The organism is Sphingobacterium sp. UBA1897, from assembly GCF_002337775.1.
GTDB lineage: Bacteria > Bacteroidota > Bacteroidia > Sphingobacteriales > Sphingobacteriaceae > Sphingobacterium > Sphingobacterium siyangense.
The window spans coordinates 44,405-60,875 of record NZ_DDGR01000007.1; the positions used below are offsets into that span (position 1 = coordinate 44,405).

Annotated in this window: 18 protein-coding genes; 13 read left to right on the plus strand and 5 right to left on the minus strand. The window is 39.3% G+C overall.

The genetic code is table 11. The annotated features are described in order from the left end of the window. Positions 1–5 precede the first annotated feature (5 nt). Complete coding sequence (locus tag B4N43_RS05535; protein ID WP_286733375.1) at positions 6–227, plus strand: hypothetical protein; 222 nt, start codon at positions 6–8, stop codon at positions 225–227. Positions 228–644: 417 nt separating this feature from the next. Here the strand turns inward: B4N43_RS05535 and B4N43_RS05540 are convergent, their stop codons facing one another. Beyond that, positions 645–1,592 (minus strand): alpha/beta fold hydrolase, encoded by a 948-nt coding sequence (locus tag B4N43_RS05540; protein WP_286733377.1) that lies wholly within the window; start codon positions 1,590–1,592, stop codon positions 645–647. Positions 1,593–1,970: 378 nt separating this feature from the next. Here B4N43_RS05540 and B4N43_RS05545 point away from each other — a divergent pair, with 378 nt between their 5' ends. The 9 genes from B4N43_RS05545 to B4N43_RS05585 all read left to right on the plus strand — a co-directional run bounded on the left by B4N43_RS05545 (position 1,971) and on the right by B4N43_RS05585 (position 9,608). After that, the gene (locus tag B4N43_RS05545) at positions 1,971–3,269 is read left to right on the plus strand and encodes an epoxide hydrolase family protein (protein ID WP_286733379.1); all 1,299 of its coding nucleotides are present in this window, start codon (positions 1,971–1,973) and stop codon (positions 3,267–3,269) included. A 171-nt stretch (positions 3,270–3,440) separates the two neighbouring features. Then, on the plus strand, positions 3,441–3,863 hold the full coding sequence (locus B4N43_RS05550; RefSeq protein WP_286733382.1) for a protein-disulfide reductase DsbD N-terminal domain-containing protein: 423 nt from the start codon (positions 3,441–3,443) through the stop codon (positions 3,861–3,863). A gap of 33 nt (positions 3,864–3,896) precedes the next feature. Beyond that, positions 3,897–4,670 carry a DUF1223 domain-containing protein gene (locus B4N43_RS05555; protein ID WP_286733383.1) on the plus strand — a complete coding sequence of 258 codons (774 nt, stop codon included), beginning with the start codon at positions 3,897–3,899 and terminating at the stop codon, positions 4,668–4,670. 126 nt (positions 4,671–4,796) lie between these two features. Beyond that, positions 4,797–5,777 carry a heme-binding domain-containing protein gene (locus tag B4N43_RS05560; protein WP_286733384.1) on the plus strand — a complete coding sequence of 327 codons (981 nt, stop codon included), beginning with the start codon at positions 4,797–4,799 and terminating at the stop codon, positions 5,775–5,777. Further along, a complete protein-coding gene (locus B4N43_RS05565) occupies positions 5,774–6,214 on the plus strand; it encodes a hypothetical protein (RefSeq protein ID WP_286733385.1) in 441 nt (146 codons plus the stop codon). Before B4N43_RS05560 ends, B4N43_RS05565 begins: the two co-directional genes overlap by 4 nt. Positions 6,215–6,257: 43 nt before the next feature. Next, positions 6,258–7,304, plus strand: a complete 1,047-nt coding sequence (locus B4N43_RS05570; RefSeq protein ID WP_286733387.1) for an alpha/beta hydrolase — start codon at positions 6,258–6,260, stop codon at positions 7,302–7,304. A gap of 23 nt (positions 7,305–7,327) precedes the next feature. Beyond that, positions 7,328–7,726 carry a DoxX family protein gene (locus B4N43_RS05575; RefSeq protein WP_286733389.1) on the plus strand — a complete coding sequence of 133 codons (399 nt, stop codon included), beginning with the start codon at positions 7,328–7,330 and terminating at the stop codon, positions 7,724–7,726. A 120-nt stretch (positions 7,727–7,846) separates the two neighbouring features. Next, complete coding sequence (locus tag B4N43_RS05580; RefSeq protein WP_286733391.1) at positions 7,847–8,863, plus strand: sensor histidine kinase; 1,017 nt, start codon at positions 7,847–7,849, stop codon at positions 8,861–8,863. After that, the gene (locus B4N43_RS05585) at positions 8,844–9,608 is read left to right on the plus strand and encodes a LytR/AlgR family response regulator transcription factor (RefSeq protein ID WP_075992157.1); all 765 of its coding nucleotides are present in this window, start codon (positions 8,844–8,846) and stop codon (positions 9,606–9,608) included. The genes B4N43_RS05580 and B4N43_RS05585 overlap by 20 nt, the downstream gene beginning before the upstream one ends. Before the next feature lie 122 nt (positions 9,609–9,730). Here the strand turns inward: B4N43_RS05585 and B4N43_RS05590 are convergent, their stop codons facing one another. Both B4N43_RS05590 and B4N43_RS05595 read right to left on the minus strand, forming a co-directional pair. Next, complete coding sequence (locus B4N43_RS05590; protein ID WP_088161199.1) at positions 9,731–10,798, minus strand: DNA polymerase beta superfamily protein; 1,068 nt, start codon at positions 10,796–10,798, stop codon at positions 9,731–9,733. Next, positions 10,795–11,541 (minus strand): nucleotidyltransferase domain-containing protein, encoded by a 747-nt coding sequence (locus B4N43_RS05595; RefSeq protein ID WP_075992155.1) that lies wholly within the window; start codon positions 11,539–11,541, stop codon positions 10,795–10,797. The genes B4N43_RS05590 and B4N43_RS05595 overlap by 4 nt, the downstream gene beginning before the upstream one ends. Positions 11,542–11,815: 274 nt before the next feature. Between B4N43_RS05595 and B4N43_RS05600 the strand changes: the two genes are divergently transcribed. Continuing rightward, a complete protein-coding gene (locus B4N43_RS05600) occupies positions 11,816–12,295 on the plus strand; it encodes a hypothetical protein (RefSeq protein WP_075992154.1) in 480 nt (159 codons plus the stop codon). A 9-nt stretch (positions 12,296–12,304) separates the two neighbouring features. After that, the gene (locus B4N43_RS05605; protein WP_088161198.1) at positions 12,305–13,246 is read left to right on the plus strand and encodes a hypothetical protein; all 942 of its coding nucleotides are present in this window, start codon (positions 12,305–12,307) and stop codon (positions 13,244–13,246) included. A 187-nt stretch (positions 13,247–13,433) separates the two neighbouring features. Here B4N43_RS05605 and B4N43_RS05610 read toward each other — a convergent pair whose 3' ends face one another. After that, positions 13,434–15,074, minus strand: a complete 1,641-nt coding sequence (locus B4N43_RS05610; RefSeq protein WP_157698425.1) for a hypothetical protein — start codon at positions 15,072–15,074, stop codon at positions 13,434–13,436. Between the two features lie 124 nt (positions 15,075–15,198). Between B4N43_RS05610 and B4N43_RS05615 the strand changes: the two genes are divergently transcribed. Further along, entirely contained in the window at positions 15,199–15,669 is a 471-nt protein-coding gene (locus B4N43_RS05615) for a DinB family protein (protein WP_088161196.1), read from the plus strand. Between the two features lie 90 nt (positions 15,670–15,759). Here the strand turns inward: B4N43_RS05615 and B4N43_RS05620 are convergent, their stop codons facing one another. Further along, positions 15,760–16,467 (minus strand): MBL fold metallo-hydrolase, encoded by a 708-nt coding sequence (locus tag B4N43_RS05620; RefSeq protein WP_088161195.1) that lies wholly within the window; start codon positions 16,465–16,467, stop codon positions 15,760–15,762. Positions 16,468–16,471 lie beyond the last annotated feature (4 nt).

Below are 16,471 nucleotides of genomic sequence, written 5' to 3' on the forward strand. Positions count from 1 at the left end.
GTAAAATGAAAGACTTAAAAATTGGAAAAATAATTATTAAGGTTAAGGCCATTATTATTATCGCTTTTTGTCTATTTTTAAACGGATCGGTAATCGGAGCTGCGGCAGCACACACACAAGTGACAGAAAAAGGGATAAATCCGCTGTTAATTTATATTCTCATCTTTTTGCCTTATATTATTATGTTCAAGAGTATCAAAAATAATATAACAGAATTAGAAGCTTAATTGGCAGGAGTTCCCATCCAAGATATCATCTTTCACTGTGGTTGCGGAGGAATATATGCTATTGCCAAAATAAAATTTTGATCTGTATATACAGGAGAACATCGATGTTCTTTTCATTTGAAACGTTACTTATCAGAATCTCTTTCAAAATCACTATTTTAAAAAGTTCCGCACTTGGCGGGGAAAGAGGAAGTTCGGTCGAACTACTTCTCTCCTTATTATCCTTCTTTGAAAATATTAAAAACGAAAGCGCTATATAATACTAAAAGTAAAGCAGCCTAAGAAAAGGGGCTTCACTTTTAGTATTTTTATCATAATTTAAAACCATTAATAAATAACGTGCTTTTGCAGTTTACTGTTTAATAATCGTTTCAAACGAAAAACCTGTTAGCTATTTATCATTTTTTTTCAGATAACCTATTGAGCAAGAAATGCAATAGCCTTCGTTAAAAAAGTCTCATAATTTTGGTAAAATGCGGCGTGCCCCGAATCTGAAAATTCTAAAAGCATAGCGTTTTCTAAATTTTGTTTCATATTGTAGGCATTTTGAATGGAAATTGGAAGGTCCCGATCACCATGTACGATTAAAACAGGTTTTTTGATAGCCTTAATTTCATCCAGTGCTCCAGGGTCTGGCTGTGCCCAGGTTAGTACAGCTGTAAACTGAGCAGACGAACTGGCATCGCTAAGCGCTGGATCTCTATCAATTATCCGTTGATGAACTCTAGCATAAGATGATTTTCCAGACGCAATACTTGACTGTGAATCGGTAAATCCGAATTTTAAATAGGAATCTTCGGGGCTAAGTCCTGCACTTCCAGCAATTATATTTGGAAGATTGGAAAGACCAATAGCTCCCTTGGGCCCACTATCAGCTAAAATTATTTTATTAATTAGTTCGGGATCCGTCAAAACAATTCTTTGAGCCACGAATCCGCCCATTGAAAATCCCATAATATTGACCTTCCCTAAATTCAATGCTCTGATAAAATCAATGGCATCGTTAGCCATTGCCTGAATAGTATTGGGGGTAGCTCCTTTGGAAGATGCCACTCCTTTATTATCAAATATGATCAATTTGTATTCTTTCGCGAGACCGTCGGTCACGGCAGGATCCCAATCATCCATAGAACCACCTGTTCCAGGTAGTAATACTAGCGGAATTCCTCCATCTTTACCCCAACTTCGGTAAGCGAAATCTGTTCCTTTCACATTGATGAAGCTGGTCTTCGCATTTTTGTGATTTACAATGGTTGTCTCCTGCCCTATTGGTAAATCATTATCGTTGCTACACGAAAACGATACTGCGGAAAAAAGGCTTAAACATAGTGCGCCTGCGATAGTAAATTTTCTGAATGTCTTCATTTTATTATTGTTTTAATGATTATGAAGCAAACTTAAAACGATCCCCAAAGCAGTACATACCCAAAACAGTTGAACCGGACAATTTTGTAAGTGAATTAGTCAATTCCGCGGCTCATATAGTTTCATAGAAAAGTACCTCTACGTTCATTAAAGGACAATGCTTTCTATCAAAAACCTACATAGCCGGTTCTTTTATCTACCGATATCTTACTTTCAATCCGATTTATAAAAATGGAACTTCCTGTTCGAGCTTTAAAACTCCCAGCTCACCTGTGAATATGTCCACTTGAACCTATTCTCCGTTTAACACCCACGCCGACCAACATACATTTGTTGCAACAAAAGAAATCAGATCGTAAAATCTAAAACAAAAAAGAAATGAAGACAAAAATAACAACAATCCTTATGGTAGCGACATGCGCACTATGTATTCCTACAATTACAAGTGCACAGCACACCATAGCAAAAACGGAAAGCGTAAACTCAGAAACCGGTATCAGACCTTATAAGATCAATATTCCACAAGTTAAACTTGATGAACTGAAAAGACGTATTTCGGAGACCCGGTTTCCAGATAGCGAAACGGTAAACGATGAATCACAGGGCATACAACTAGCCCAGTTAAAAGAACTGATCAATTATTGGGGAAATGGCTATGACTGGCGTAAGCTTGAAAACAAACTGAACGCGCTGCCACAGTTTGTCACCAAGATTGATGGACTTGACATACAGTTTATCCACGTGCGTTCAAAGGAAAAAGGTGCCTTACCCCTTATCCTTACACATGGGTGGCCAGGGTCACCCATGGAATTTATCGATGCTATAGGCCCACTGACAGATCCCGTCAAATACGGTGGTAAAGCTGAAGATGCCTTTGATGTTATCATTCCCGCAATTCCAGGATATGGATTTTCCGAAATCCCTAAAGAACTTGGCTGGAACCCAGAGCGTGTTGCCAAAGCCTGGGATATTTTGGTAAAACGTCTGGGCTATACAAAATATGTTTCTCAAGGTGGAGACCATGGGTCTGTAATCTCCGACGCGCTTGCCAGACAGGCTCCTTCGGGGCTATTGGGTATCCACCTGACTATGCCGGCCACAATTCCTGCAGACCTGGTAAAACCAATCAACGCCGGTGATCCCGCTCCGACAAGCCTTTCTCCAGAAGAAACAAAGGCTTATAATTCAATGCGCACTTTCTTTGGCAGAAACGCAGCGTATGGCGGGATGATGGTGACTAGGCCACAAACTACAGGCTATTTGCTTTCTGATTCTCCAACTGCACTAGCAGCGTTTTTATACGAAAAGATCGCTGAGTGGTCAGAAAGTAATCTCCGGCCAGAAAAAGTAATTAGCCGCGATGCGATCCTTGACGATATAACATTGTATTGGCTAACCAATACCGGAGCATCCTCGTCCCGCTTTTACTGGGAAAATAATAACAACAATTTCAGTTCCGAACATCAGCAAACAAAGCGCATAAAAATTCCTGTAGCTATTTCAGTATTTCCGCATGAAATCTATCAAGCACCAGAAAGCTGGTCGAGAGCGGCTTATCCTTCTTTATACTATTATCATATCGCACCAAAAGGTGGGCACTTTGCGGCATGGGAACAGCCGGAGCTCTTCACGCAGGAAATGAGGAACGCTTTTAAAACGCTACGGGATCAACTGTGATGATCTTCCTTTATGATCCAAACTGTCCATTCAGGGCTTAAAACGTCTATTTCAAGCAGTTTACAGTGGCAGCAAAAGCATAATTCCAGTCTATTTGCACAAAGAATTTAAGGTTTAATTATTAAAAATATAGAAATGAACAGATTAGCAATTTTAGTAGTGACAGTTTTGATGATGTTCTGCTCACACTCAAAAGGACAGACCTTATCTGGTCAGGTGACATGGGAATGCACGCTTAAAAGGAAATCCCCCGAAGAAGGCGAAATACGGATGAAGGCCAGGATCGCCCCCGGATGGCATATGTATGCACTGGGCAACAGCCCCCTGAGCCCGATCAAGATGAATTTTAAATTCGAGCCTGACAGAACTTACCAATTGGTGGGAAATGTGAGCCAGCCCAGCCCACTGTTGAAGTTTGATAAACTTCTGGGCATGCCAGTTACCTATTTTGAAAATGAGGTCGAGTTCGGTCAGAAGATCAGATTAAAGGGCAAAAATGGAACAATCCGGGGAACCATTCAGTTTATGCAGTGCAGCGATCAGGTATGTGTTCCGCCACAGGATTTCGGCTTCTCCCTAAAAATCTTCAACTAAAAACAAACTATAAACAGCTTAAAAATTTAGATCATGAAATCAATAAAAGAAATACTATACGTTTTGAGCCTGCCTTTGATCATTGCCCTGATCATGGCCTTCAAGGGTATCAATGATGATAAAAACCTGCAAAAGATCAAAAGCAGCAACTCCGACAAAAGCTTCGCGGTGGTCGAGCTCTTTACTTCAGAAGGTTGCTGGAGTTGCCCTCCCGCAGATGAGCTTATTGCAAAACTTGAGAAGGATAACCTGAATAAAAAACTTTATATCATGGCCTTTCATGTCGATTACTGGGATCATCAGGGATGGAAAGATCACTTCAGCAAAAGCAGTTTTACCGAAAGACAGAAACAGTACGCCACATGGATGAATCTAAGTACCTTATATACCCCCCAATTGGTCATCAATGGCAAACAGGAAATGGTCGGATCGGAAACAGGCAAAGTCATCAGCAGCATCCAGTCCGCGATGCTGGAACAACATACTGAAACCCTTGCTTTAAAAGTATTGAAAGCCGAAGGCAAAAATATCCAGATCGCTTATGTATCATCCTCTAGCTCCAAAAATTCGGACATCCTGGTCGCTCTTGTCCAGAAACACGCTTCCTCTCAGGTATCTGCGGGAGAGAACGCCGGAAAAGCCCTCTCCCATGTGCAGGTTGTACGCGAGCTGAAGAGCATGGGCACTAAAGCCCAGGACAGTTTCTCTTTTAAACTTCCGGAAACCGGTCATGTATGGGAAATCATCGCTTTCGAGCAGGACAAGAAATCCGGAGAAATACTAGCTGCCACAAGCATAAACCTTTAGGAAATAGATTGTCCACTTCGGGGATCCAAAAGAAGAATTCAACCTGCAATATGTCCGGTCCAACTATTTTGAGCTTCCCTAGGGCAGTACTTTACCTTAATTTTAACATAACAAAAGAGCAAGATCATGAAACTCCTAAAGCGAATCCAACTGATACCCACCATATTCATCTGCATTGTGGTCGGTCTTATCGCCCTTCAATTTTTCAATAGAACCATTGAACAAAAAGCCGTAACCGGACATATCAGAAATGTGCCTAAACAGGTCCAGCTTATCCTAGAACGTTCCTGTTTCAACTGCCATTCCAATGAGCAGCGGCTATCTTTCTTTGATAAAATTGCCCCGGTATCGTGGATCGTAAACAGGGATATTGACCGTGCACGGGAAGTGATGAATTTTTCCGAGTGGGATAAGCTCTCCGATGCGGAACAGAAAAGTAAATTTTATGCCATTTACAATATGGTAAACGCGGGTAAGATGCCCCTGCCTTCCTATGCGCTCACACATCCGGACTCAAAACTATCTGCTGTTGAAGTAGCGACCATAAAACAGTATGCCCTTTCGCTATCCGCAAAAGATGGTTTGCTACCTGCACGTCAAGGTATTGCGAACGTAATAGAAACAACAGCTGCCCTTGCCCCGGTATCACCGAACGGAATCCCGTACAATGCCGATTTTAAGAACTGGAAAGTGATCGGCATGAGCACGCTTATCGACAATACAATACGCGTGATTTACGGAAATGACATCGCTGTCCGCGCTATCGAAGAGGAAAACTTCCACCCCTGGCCCGATGGCAGTGCAGTGGCCAAGGCGGTTTTTAAACAGACCCGAAAATCCAATGGAGATATCGTGCCCGGAGATTTCGTAAACATGCAGTACATGGTAAAAGACGGAAAAACATTTAAGGAAACCGAAGGCTGGGGCTTTGCGAAATTCAATGGTCAAGATTTAAAACCTACCGGAAAGACCGCACTGTTTGCCCAACAGTCCTGTATCAGCTGTCATAGGCAGCTCGCAGAATCGACGGGTTACCTGTTCAATGTTCCGCCGAAAGTGAACTCCAAAAGAATGATCCAGCAATATTTAAAAACTGTCCAAAAATGAAAAAGATCTTATCCGTACTATTTCTATGTAGTTTAATCTTCGGCTCATGCAGCAAGAACATATCAGATAGAGAGAATGGAAAAATACGGTTCATGTTTGAACCCGGCGAACTGAAATTTATCTCATCATCTTTTAATACGGACAGGCAGACGATGTCGGCATTATACGGGAATAAGGAAGCCCTGTCCCTCCTGGAAGGAGCCCGACATAGTCACGACCGCGTTTCCCTCAAGCTTGTTACCTATAAAATGATGGAAGATCCGCAATATTTTGGGAGTAAAGTAAACGGTGAACTCTTGCGTGTAGAGACGGTAAAAGCCGGCGGCGATGGCAAACTGGACTATACCACAGAATATGGTGAAATACCCTCCGGGGAATCCAGAGAGCAGCGTATTGCCGACATAATGGATACTGATCCCGTAAATTTTCCACAATGATAGCTTCAACTCAATAATTTAAAATCGACAAAAAACAGATCCAATGAATACAATAGCAAATTTTGGCAAAAAGGTGATTTTCACCCTCTCGTTATCCCTGCTTGCCACAGCAGGTGCATCATTAGTCCACGCCCAACAGCTTTCTCAGGATAAACATGTACAGGCTGACAACACCATAAACTCCGCATTCCAGCATACAAAAAAAATAAAGGCAAGACTGCTTGATATAGGCTACGCAGAGGTCGGTCCAAAAACTGGAAAGCCCGTTATACTGCTCCATGGATGGCCATACGATATCCATAGTTTTGAAAAATCCGCTGAATTACTTGCAGTAAAAGGATACCGAGTACTTGTGCCCTATCTCCGGGGCTACGGAACAACAACCTTTATTTCTCCAAAGACTGTACGTAACGGACAGCAGTCCGCTGTGGCGCTCGATATCATCGCCTTCATGGATGCCCTGAAAATAGATAAAGCTGTTGTTGGGGGCTTTGACTGGGGCGCCAGGACTGCCGATATCATGGCAGCCCTCTGGCCGGAGCGTGTTTCTGCGCTGGTTGCTGTAAGCGGGTATCTGATCGGAAGCCCCAAAGCAAATGAAATCCCACTTCCACCGGCTGCTGAATTCTTGTGGTGGTACCAGTACTATTTCTCAACGGAGCGGGGTTACAAAGGTTACAAAGCAAATACAGCGGCTTTTAACAAACTAATTTGGAAAACAGCCTCCCCGAAATGGTCTTTTGATGAGGAAACCTATCAGCGCTCGGCCAGATCGTTTGAAAATCCTGACCATGTTGCTATCGTGATCCATAATTATCGCTGGCGGTTGGGGCAGGCTCCCGGAGAGAAACAGTACGACGAACTTGAAGCAAAGCTCGCCAAATCACCGAATATCACCGTACCGACCGTGACCCTGGAAGGTGATGCCAACGGTGCGGCGTTTCCACTCCCTGAAAACTATGCTTCCAAATATAAAGGAAAGTACAAACACCATAACCTGACAGGTGGGATCGGACACAACCTGCCACAGGAAGCTCCCAAAGAATTTGCGGATGCCATTATTGAGGCCGACTCGCTTTCTAAAGAATAAAGAAATTAATCACAAAAAATCTTATGAACAATTCAACATACAAAAAGATTTATTTTACAGGAAGTATCCTGATATCAATATGGTTTGGGCTCAGCGGCTTTTTTGAACTGACACATAACCCTGCAGTATGGGACATCACACAAAAATTAGGCTATCCAGTGCATTTTATATACATTCTCGGCGTATTCAAAATTTTAGGTGTTATCATATTACTGATCCCGAATAGATTTAAAAGGCTTAAGGAATGGGTTTTCGCAGGTATGTATTTTGATATTATTTTTGCGTTCTTCTCAAAAATTGCTGTTCTTGAACCTTCTTCCGTAATCGATACATGCGTTGCCATTACTATACTTTCAGTTACCTATTTTTCATTTAATAGGATAAATCATGTCATTTATACAGCAAAAGATCTAAATACTTAAATTACAAGTATCAGGTATTTAGATATAAAACATTTTTCGCTAATTTGCTGGCATTTCAAACAGCCCGAAATACCAGCAAATTATATAAAACATTATCAGCTTAACAACGGTGAGCAAAGTATGAAGACACCTTTTTATATATCCCATAAACTAATCTGGATCAGTTCAATATCATTGGGTATACTAACATCTATCCCAAAGATTGTGGACCATAATTTTATTCTTTCTGAGGGTATTGCCGACTTTGGTGTAACCACGGGTTTTGCCCTTTTGATCTGGTATTACAATATCTATTCGATACCAGCCTATACAAAGAAAACGGGCAGCAAAAATGTGATATCACCTCAACTTTTCAGAGGTTTAGGAGTTGGTTTGGTATTGATGTTCGTACTTTCCTCAATACAGTATTACATCCTTTCACATCTCAATTTTGGACCTAAAATGCTGATGTATGAGGTCAGAGGTGTACTCATCAACCTGACTTTCTATATGTTTATACATCTCCTATACCAGACTTATCTCAACCAGCAGGTGGTACGGGAACTTGAGCGTTCGATGTCCGCGAACCTCGCAGCACAGTATGAGCTTTTAAAACAGCAGGTAAATCCGCATTTTCTGTTCAACAGTCTCAACACGTTAAAATACATGGTGGAAAGCAATGACACTCAGTCAGCGGAATTTATCATCAAGCTTGCTGATTTTTACAGGTTTACTTTGGGCAGCCTCAAACTGAACCTACTTCCACTCGGAGAGGAGCTACAGATCATGGACTCCTATATTTACCTATTAAAAGCACGTTTTGAGGAAGGTTTAGTTGTTTCAATGAATCTAGGACGTGAAATTTATGGAAGTTTTATTCCTCCTTTTACATTGCAGCTCTTGGTAGAGAACTGCATTAAACATAATATAGTTTCACTTGAGAAACCCCTACATATATCCATTGGGCAGGAAGGTGATTACCTTATTGTCAGCAATAATATACAGCCCAGGAAAATACCGGAACCTTCTACCGGTTTAGGACTTGAAAATATCAACCAGCGTTATCTTCATCTATCCGAAAAGGAGATCAGTATCCTAATGGATACTGAAACATTTACTATAAAACTTCCCATTATATATGAACATACTAATAATTGAGGACGAGATTAAAGCTGCCCGTTCCCTCGAGAACCTGATATCGAAACTTCGTCCAGAGTCTAAGATCATGGCAAAGATCCAGAGCGTTGAAGGAGCTATAGATTACCTCTCTGACAGTGCCACGCCGGATCTTATCTTTATGGATATACAACTTTCTGACGGGATCAGTTTTGATATATTCAAGTCGGTAAAGGTTGTATGTCCTGTCATCTTTTGCACAGCATTTGGTGAATACGCAATGGAGGCTATAAAAGAGAACGGAATTGATTATCTACTTAAACCCTTTTCAGAAACAGACTTAAAAAACGCTTTTGAAAAGGTAGATAATTTCAAGAATTTCTTTCAGAAAACCACCGAAAATAATCTTGTTGAACTGATCCAGAAGATCAGTGGCGAAGACAATAAAAAGAAGAGCTTTCTCGTGTTCAAAAACAATAAGTACATGACGGTGAAGACAGAAGATATTGCTTTTATCTATATTAACTACACCTCTCCGACCATGGTGACTTTTAAGGGTGAGCATTTTGATCTCAGTCAATCCCTGGATCAGCTGGCCACCCAATTATCTGGCAAAGATTTTTTTCGGCTGAACAGACAGTATTTAATCAGTTTTTCGGCCGTTAAAGAGGTTGAACATTATTTCGCCAGGAAACTATATGTCAAATTGACTGTCCACACAGACCATAAGCTGCTTATAGGCAAAGAAAAGACCGCCCAGTTCCTCAGTTGGCTGGAAGATCGTTAAGATACAAATGTCCGCTTTATGCTTGAATATGTCCACTTAAAAGTTAACATGTTTTGGTCTTCGATCTAATTTAAAGTTCGTAAGATCATTTGGAATAACAGATTAGATCCTTGCATTAGGAATTATAGCTTGATCTGATAAAGCTGCTTACGCATGTCAACCAATTGCTGCATTAGCTTATCCTGATCTGGCACTGCCGGAAGTAAACTGTGCAAGCAGAGTTCCTGCACTTCCTGAAAGAGCTCTTGCGACCAGACAAAAAGTTCATCATAGCTATAAGCACCATTTTTGATGCGCAGGAGCTCTTCCCTATTGAAACGTTGTACCTGTAGTTCACTTTTAGACAAAATCTCTTTTGCCTGTTGCAATAGACGTATGGTATGCATCATATTTTTGGCATCATAGCCCTGCCCGTGATTCATTGTCCCTCGAAAGCGCGCTTCATTGCGTTCTGAAACCCAACTAAAATATTCATTATAGGACTTACAATACGAAGAGTAAGCTTCGTGATTAACAAAGAGGTACGCACAAAGTGTTTCTTCCTTACGGATAGAACTGCAGGAAACCTCAGTGCTCTCTGATGTAGCAACGATGCCTTTGTAACCCAAAGTCTGAGTCTCATCATAATACAGGGCATACATCCCCTTTGCATGTTCGATCTTCGCTAAACCACAGTTTTCCTGTTTCCACAACTGCTTGCTTAACCAGGCTCTTAACGATAAACTACCATTACCAGCTATGATAAAGCAGAAATCCAGTAAACTTTTACGTTCTCGATCCATCGGATTGTTGATTTTCTTGTTCAATCCTTTTGCCTTCCGCACCTGTACCATGGCGTATTGCGCAAAGGTCATTGCGGCCTCTCGGGTGATAAAATCCTGCATTTTAAATTGATCAAACAGAGGATCTTTGTATAGTATGCAATCGGTAGGACTAGCCAAAAGCTCCAATACAGTAGGATTACTCTTTGAAAGAAGCTCCACAAAGCGCCCAAGCTCATAGTAAACTTCATCATTGCTTGCGTTTGCAACCTGCGCAATATATTGACCGCCCAAGTAATATTCCAGGGGCAGATAAAACACCCCCCTTATATCGGTATCGGAAGATGCTGTGGCCAATCCATATGCCCGGCTACCGACAACGGCCTTAAACAGGATCAGCCCGCTATCTCGAAGTTCGTCTATAGTCATCTTAATACGGTTTTAAAGTAATTCTCCAGTCCTTCCTTATCCGATACAGATACGGGAACCTGTTTTACTTGATGCTCTAAATCTATTAACCTTGTTTCAATATAATTGCTTATGGTCGCCGAACAGTTGTATATAAACCCCTCATCTACTTGACTCTTCAACAGCTGCAATTCCAACACTTCCATTTTTACAACATCAGGCAATAATACGGATAGTTCTGCCAATGTCATAGGCGCATAACTGCGATAGGTGATATTCCAGTCTGCTGCAAGTAAAGATCTTAGGATATAAAATAAGCTCTTGAGCTTATTCGTTTCTCGTTGGAGATCTTCAATTTTGCTACGGACAATCCCTAAATAATGATGGGCGTGCCTACGTGCGTCAAAATAATTTCCGATCATTGTCCTAAAACTTGTTTTGAATCCGTTAAACTCGTAATAGACGACTGGCGACTGTATCCATTCAAATGGACTCACATTACTCTTATACAATAATGTGAGTACTTTAAAGAGGTCCCAACCTACCATATCGAGGTCATCGATTATTGGAAATCGCATTTCGGTCGCCAGCGGAAACAAGCGGGTGTAGTCCTCCGCTTTTCGCACATAAAAAAAACGTACGTCGTAATCACTGTCGATTGATGGGAAACCCCAGCCCCGACTTCCTGATTCACAGGCGAAAAGTATACGTATTCCTTCGCTCGCTTCTATTTCCATGAGCTTTTTGATGATATGTGCTTTCATTTCTTCGTGTTTTTTAATTTTTCATTAACACAAAGATCAATTGCGATACTGAAGCCTTTTTGCGCATTAAAAAAAGAGCATAAAAACAACAGGAGATCACTCAATATCAGGCATATAATTTTCCATGAAAAATCGAACCTTACATAGGAATATAAAAGTACGCAGATAGATTGCGTAACATAAGGTAGCAACTCTTTCATTCGTCAAACCTAAAACACCGACTTGCATTAATACTCAATAATATATAGATTTGAGTTTCCCAATAAAACCATATATGAAATTTTTATTTCCAGTCATCTTTATAGTCTCTTTTTTTACCGGATGTAAAAAAAACGAAGAAAAAGAAAACGGCATAGGTACAATTACAGTAAACAAAGCTATTTATGCCTTTGATAAGGGATCTAAACAAACATCGATCGGAAATCTAATTGTTGATGGTAAGCTAGTAGACGGAATAAATCATCTGTACACTTTTAGCTCTGCGACTAGTAAAAATAGCATAAAATTACTGTTCTTTACCCGTAACAATCAACTTTCTTCTGGCAGCTATTTTATCAATTCTGTCTCAACGATTGTGAAAAATAATGCTATAGATGTATCCTATAAATTAGAGGAAGATTACGGACAAACCGACAGAATCAACGTTACCAAGGGAACATTGGTAACCAAAAAATATGGGAATAGAGAAATTTTAAAATTCGAGACCAATGCAGGGAACAGAATCACTTTAAAATGGGATGGTGAATTCAAATAACAGTCAAAAATGAACATTGTTAAGCTTAGAACAAAGTGCAATAAAATTTGGTTGATCGTTATCTACCTATTATTCTATACTGAAGGATTTAGTCAGACCAAATATTTCCTTTTTGAAGAAGATACCAAAGAGTTTGTAACGTCATCCTTTAGGTTAAACACCTATCCGCTATATAAGATCAAGCGTGAAGTGCATCTTTTTAATGTAATGAGTAGGGTACAGACGTTTATTGGTAACAAGGGTATATATAATGGACAACATGATTATAATATCATGCTATTTTCCATTCTACCTCATTTAGATGGTTCAGAAGATTGGTATGAAATCAACCCCGATACTGTTCGTTCTTCAATGATTAACTTTAAAGATCTGGAAGAGCTTCATAAAAAAAATACGTTATCGTACTTCAACAACACGGTGAAGCAAACAACAAAGTATTATAATGCGTATAAGCTAATTATAAAAAAAGGAGATACTTACTATGCACCAAAGTATTGTTTGTTACAGTTTTATGCAGTCCGCAATCGTCCGCAAGCTTTTACGAATGTCTATGGGACTATCAATACCCAAGATTCGACCTATAGTGTACTTCAATTCGAAAAAATTTTTAAAGGCGCTTATCCTAGTTTACAATTCCCTTTATATCTGATAGGTGAAGACCCGCTCTCCTTTTTAGATTGGTCCCGGGACAGAAGAGAATACCTATCCAAAAAAATCACCTTAGCACAGCATGGAACGGGATATCAGTTTTGGACCTATGTCGATTGGACACAACATGAGTATAATTATGATTTTGAGCGAGGAATTGATCGATTTGTATATGCTCCGGATAAGGGAATCATCGGGGGCTCATTTGACTTCTATTTTTATTACCACAGAAAAAAGCTACCCATAAAATACACGGATTTTCTAAATAATATCAGGGAGGAAAAGGTGATGATCGCTGAGTAATTTAATTTTAATGCCTAAATTTAAAAGCGGACTCCTAAGTTTAACTATTGGTTATCTATTCGAATTACCCTTCAAGATTGATATGATTTAAATGAAGAAGTATTTCAAGAAAAAATTTACAGTGCTCCCAAAATACACCGATAAGTTGCGGCTTCCAGTTCTTCTGACCAAAACTCATATCAGTTTATCATTCCACTTCAATAATTTCTTGATGAATTATAGCCCCATAGTAATCTCTCTTGAGATATCTATATATTCCCTTTGGAAGCTCTATCTGTAATGAATCCTCTTGAGAAAGTGACAAGTAAACTGGGATCGCTGTTTTATCCAATTGATATTCCTTTTCATGATAGATGTAAATGGCAGATTTGCCTGATTTGGTCGAATCAGTACTTAATAGAAGATATCTTCGATTTAAATCATTGGATCCAATCACTATTTTATCGCTATTCAGATTATTTGATAAATACAAGTCATTACCATTCAACACCTTGTTATCCATAACGTATATTGAATCGTTAATTTCTTGCATAGCTAAAAATTTAACTTGATTAATCGTATAGGGATCAATTTTAGTCAGTTTCTTAAAATACTGAGCCATACTTTTATTTTCTCCGGTATCCCCCTCTTCAATATGTCCTCCTCCGGCTAATACAATAACTTTAACTTGATTTTTTGTAGCGATTTCACTTTTTTGAATAAGATTCTTAGCTTGTTGAAGATCTCTTTGACTTGCATTGCCAAAATCTTCATATCCAATCACTTTTAAGCCATAAATTCTTGCCGTTCTAATGAGATTCGCCATATTAGGGTCCCTAGTGTAAAATCCACTCTCAACATTTGGGAATCCCAATCTATTAATCCGGTCTTCATCTTCGGATAGACTTTCTAAAGCCAGGACATTAAAACCTTCTTTGGAAAGTTTTGGTAGCAAAAGATTGATTAACAAACGGCAGCGTGGTTGTAAATGATTCTCATTAAACATAAGCACTCGATGTGCCTTAATTTTTTCGACTATCTCGTCGATTGTAACAGCCGTTTTTTCGACTGCTTGTTGTTCTTGTTTAGTCGCGCTATCATATTGAACACTTTCACCAAGAAACGAACTATATGATTTAAATAATTCGTTCGCAAATTGGCTGTTTTCGTTTTCCAGAACAAGCTTTTCTAAGGTATCTCTTGGATATACATAGTTAACATATCCCCTATCTTTAAAAGCTGATTCAGCTATACTAAAATAATCGGGTTCTTCATCTGGTTTTTGCTCGACAAATTTTGCTCCGTAAGCCAAAAAATTGTATGAAGTTTTTATGCTGTTTAAAACATCCTTAGCACTTTCTTGCATATCGGTGATTTCCGTCCTAACCTCGCTAATCAAAAGAAATGAATCTTTTTTATATGGGATCGCTACACTACTTATTATATTATCTCTATTTTTCTGAATACTTCGATAATAAATACAATGATACATAGAAGTATCTGCAGTGAACTTTGAGACATTTAAAAAAGTTTCCAAACTACCCACAAAATACATCGGGTTTCTTGTCACATCATATGTACCCCACAAAACAATATTCTTTGATGGAAACTTTATTTTTCTCTTTCGAAAAACAGACCTGACATCTTTTAAATCTATATACTTAGATCCGAGGTTTGCGTTCCCATAGAAATCAATCTTTAGTCCTAATGAATCATTTGTCAATTGATTCATTCCCCCTTGAGTAAACTTATTTAATTTAGCTATTGGTCTATTTACAGGTGTACAGCTAGAAAGAAAAAAAATAAATACCAAAATCTTACAGTGTATATTTAGTTTGAGATGAATCACAATTATAAGATTTTGGTTTAGAACATTTATTAACAGGACTTTGAATATTTACTCGTTAATATATGCATATCAGACGAAATTCACAATGATTTTATTAAATTAATTTAAAATATTAACCAATACTATGATGAATGAATTATTTGAATTTGAAATTTTAAAAGCTAGCAGAACCAGGTTATTACAATTAATAGAAACAGTTGATAATAACATATTATTTAAGATTCCAGAAAGCTTTAACAATAATATCGTTTGGCAAATTGGTCACTGTATCACTTCCCAACAGCGACATATGTATATGCGTAGTGGACTTCCAATGCATATATCACAGGATTTTATGGAAACGTTCAAAATTGGAACTGCACCGCGTACTTGGAAAAATACGCCAGACCTTGATGAAATAAAACATCTATTGCTTTATACAGTAAACCAACTTAGTAAAGATTTAGCATCGGGTATATTTGTTGAATACCAACCATTCAGCTTACCAATTGGCTTCTCCATCAATAATCACATCCAGGCGCTTCAAGCGGCTAACTTTCACGAAGCCGAGCACAGCGGAATAATATTAACTTACTTAAAACTTCTAAGGCAATGAGATGTTTCCAGTTTTCATAAAAGTTCTGAATTTGAAAAATTCACTAGAGCATCTCAAGAAATAAGGAACTTCTTATTTTGTTTTTTACTTTCATACAGGGGCCGTGGTTCGCGAATTGAACAACGATACGCATTCCGCTACAAATTGCTCAAACTTTCGGTCCGTATTTCGCATCACCGGGCCATGACCGAAACATATGATGGAGGGATTCAGTCCTGCCAACTTCTGAAGCGATCTAATATTGTGCTGTTGATCCGACGTGAATATTTTTGGAGGGAGCCCTAGGCCAGTCACTGTTGTGAGCAGGTTCATATTTGTAGCGGCATCCCCGATTATCAATACACCATCTCGCTCACGAAATAAAGAAATATGACCGCTTGAATGACCTGGAGTTTCTATGACCCGAAAGTTTCCGATGCTATCATTTTCAACGAGTGTACTGTCGACTTTGTGACCCTGTCCTGCCCAGTATTTTTGTTGAAGTTTTGCGATCCAATGTTTGGGATTTGGGTAGTCATTGGTTACCATACCTGTTTCTGTCCTAGCCACTTCATTTCCATGGCAAAGTAAAGGTATTCCAAACTCATCACAGAGCTGATCACTACAACCCTGATGGTCTGCATGCGCATGCGTAAGTACATGTTGGTGGACAGGTATTTTCTGAAGGGCATCCTTCAGCACATTGTATGAACTTCGTATCCCACAATCAACCAATACACCCTCTACAATATAGCAGTTGATACTGTTTCGTGGCATCAATGGAACATGGAACACTTCTTGGGCAATTTGATGTAACATAGCT

What these genes read in the sequence shown, in the direction of transcription:
- B4N43_RS05535 (WP_286733375.1), top strand. Translation starts at nt 6, where the DNA reads ATGAAAGACTTAAAAATTGGAAAAATAATTATTAAGGTTAAGGCCATT.
- B4N43_RS05540 (WP_286733377.1), bottom strand. Translation starts at nt 1,592, where the DNA reads ATGAAGACATTCAGAAAATTTACTATCGCAGGCGCACTATGTTTAAGC.
- B4N43_RS05545 (WP_286733379.1), top strand. Translation starts at nt 1,971, where the DNA reads ATGAAGACAAAAATAACAACAATCCTTATGGTAGCGACATGCGCACTA.
- B4N43_RS05550 (WP_286733382.1), top strand. Translation starts at nt 3,441, where the DNA reads ATGATGTTCTGCTCACACTCAAAAGGACAGACCTTATCTGGTCAGGTG.
- B4N43_RS05555 (WP_286733383.1), top strand. Translation starts at nt 3,897, where the DNA reads ATGAAATCAATAAAAGAAATACTATACGTTTTGAGCCTGCCTTTGATC.
- B4N43_RS05560 (WP_286733384.1), top strand. Translation starts at nt 4,797, where the DNA reads ATGAAACTCCTAAAGCGAATCCAACTGATACCCACCATATTCATCTGC.
- B4N43_RS05565 (WP_286733385.1), top strand. Translation starts at nt 5,774, where the DNA reads ATGAAAAAGATCTTATCCGTACTATTTCTATGTAGTTTAATCTTCGGC.
- B4N43_RS05570 (WP_286733387.1), top strand. Translation starts at nt 6,258, where the DNA reads ATGAATACAATAGCAAATTTTGGCAAAAAGGTGATTTTCACCCTCTCG.
- B4N43_RS05575 (WP_286733389.1), top strand. Translation starts at nt 7,328, where the DNA reads ATGAACAATTCAACATACAAAAAGATTTATTTTACAGGAAGTATCCTG.
- B4N43_RS05580 (WP_286733391.1), top strand. Translation starts at nt 7,847, where the DNA reads ATGAAGACACCTTTTTATATATCCCATAAACTAATCTGGATCAGTTCA.
- B4N43_RS05585 (WP_075992157.1), top strand. Translation starts at nt 8,844, where the DNA reads ATGAACATACTAATAATTGAGGACGAGATTAAAGCTGCCCGTTCCCTC.
- B4N43_RS05590 (WP_088161199.1), bottom strand. Translation starts at nt 10,798, where the DNA reads ATGACTATAGACGAACTTCGAGATAGCGGGCTGATCCTGTTTAAGGCC.
- B4N43_RS05595 (WP_075992155.1), bottom strand. Translation starts at nt 11,541, where the DNA reads ATGAAAGCACATATCATCAAAAAGCTCATGGAAATAGAAGCGAGCGAA.
- B4N43_RS05600 (WP_075992154.1), top strand. Translation starts at nt 11,816, where the DNA reads ATGAAATTTTTATTTCCAGTCATCTTTATAGTCTCTTTTTTTACCGGA.
- B4N43_RS05605 (WP_088161198.1), top strand. Translation starts at nt 12,305, where the DNA reads ATGAACATTGTTAAGCTTAGAACAAAGTGCAATAAAATTTGGTTGATC.
- B4N43_RS05615 (WP_088161196.1), top strand. Translation starts at nt 15,199, where the DNA reads ATGATGAATGAATTATTTGAATTTGAAATTTTAAAAGCTAGCAGAACC.
- B4N43_RS05620 (WP_088161195.1), bottom strand. Translation starts at nt 16,467, where the DNA reads ATGTTACATCAAATTGCCCAAGAAGTGTTCCATGTTCCATTGATGCCA.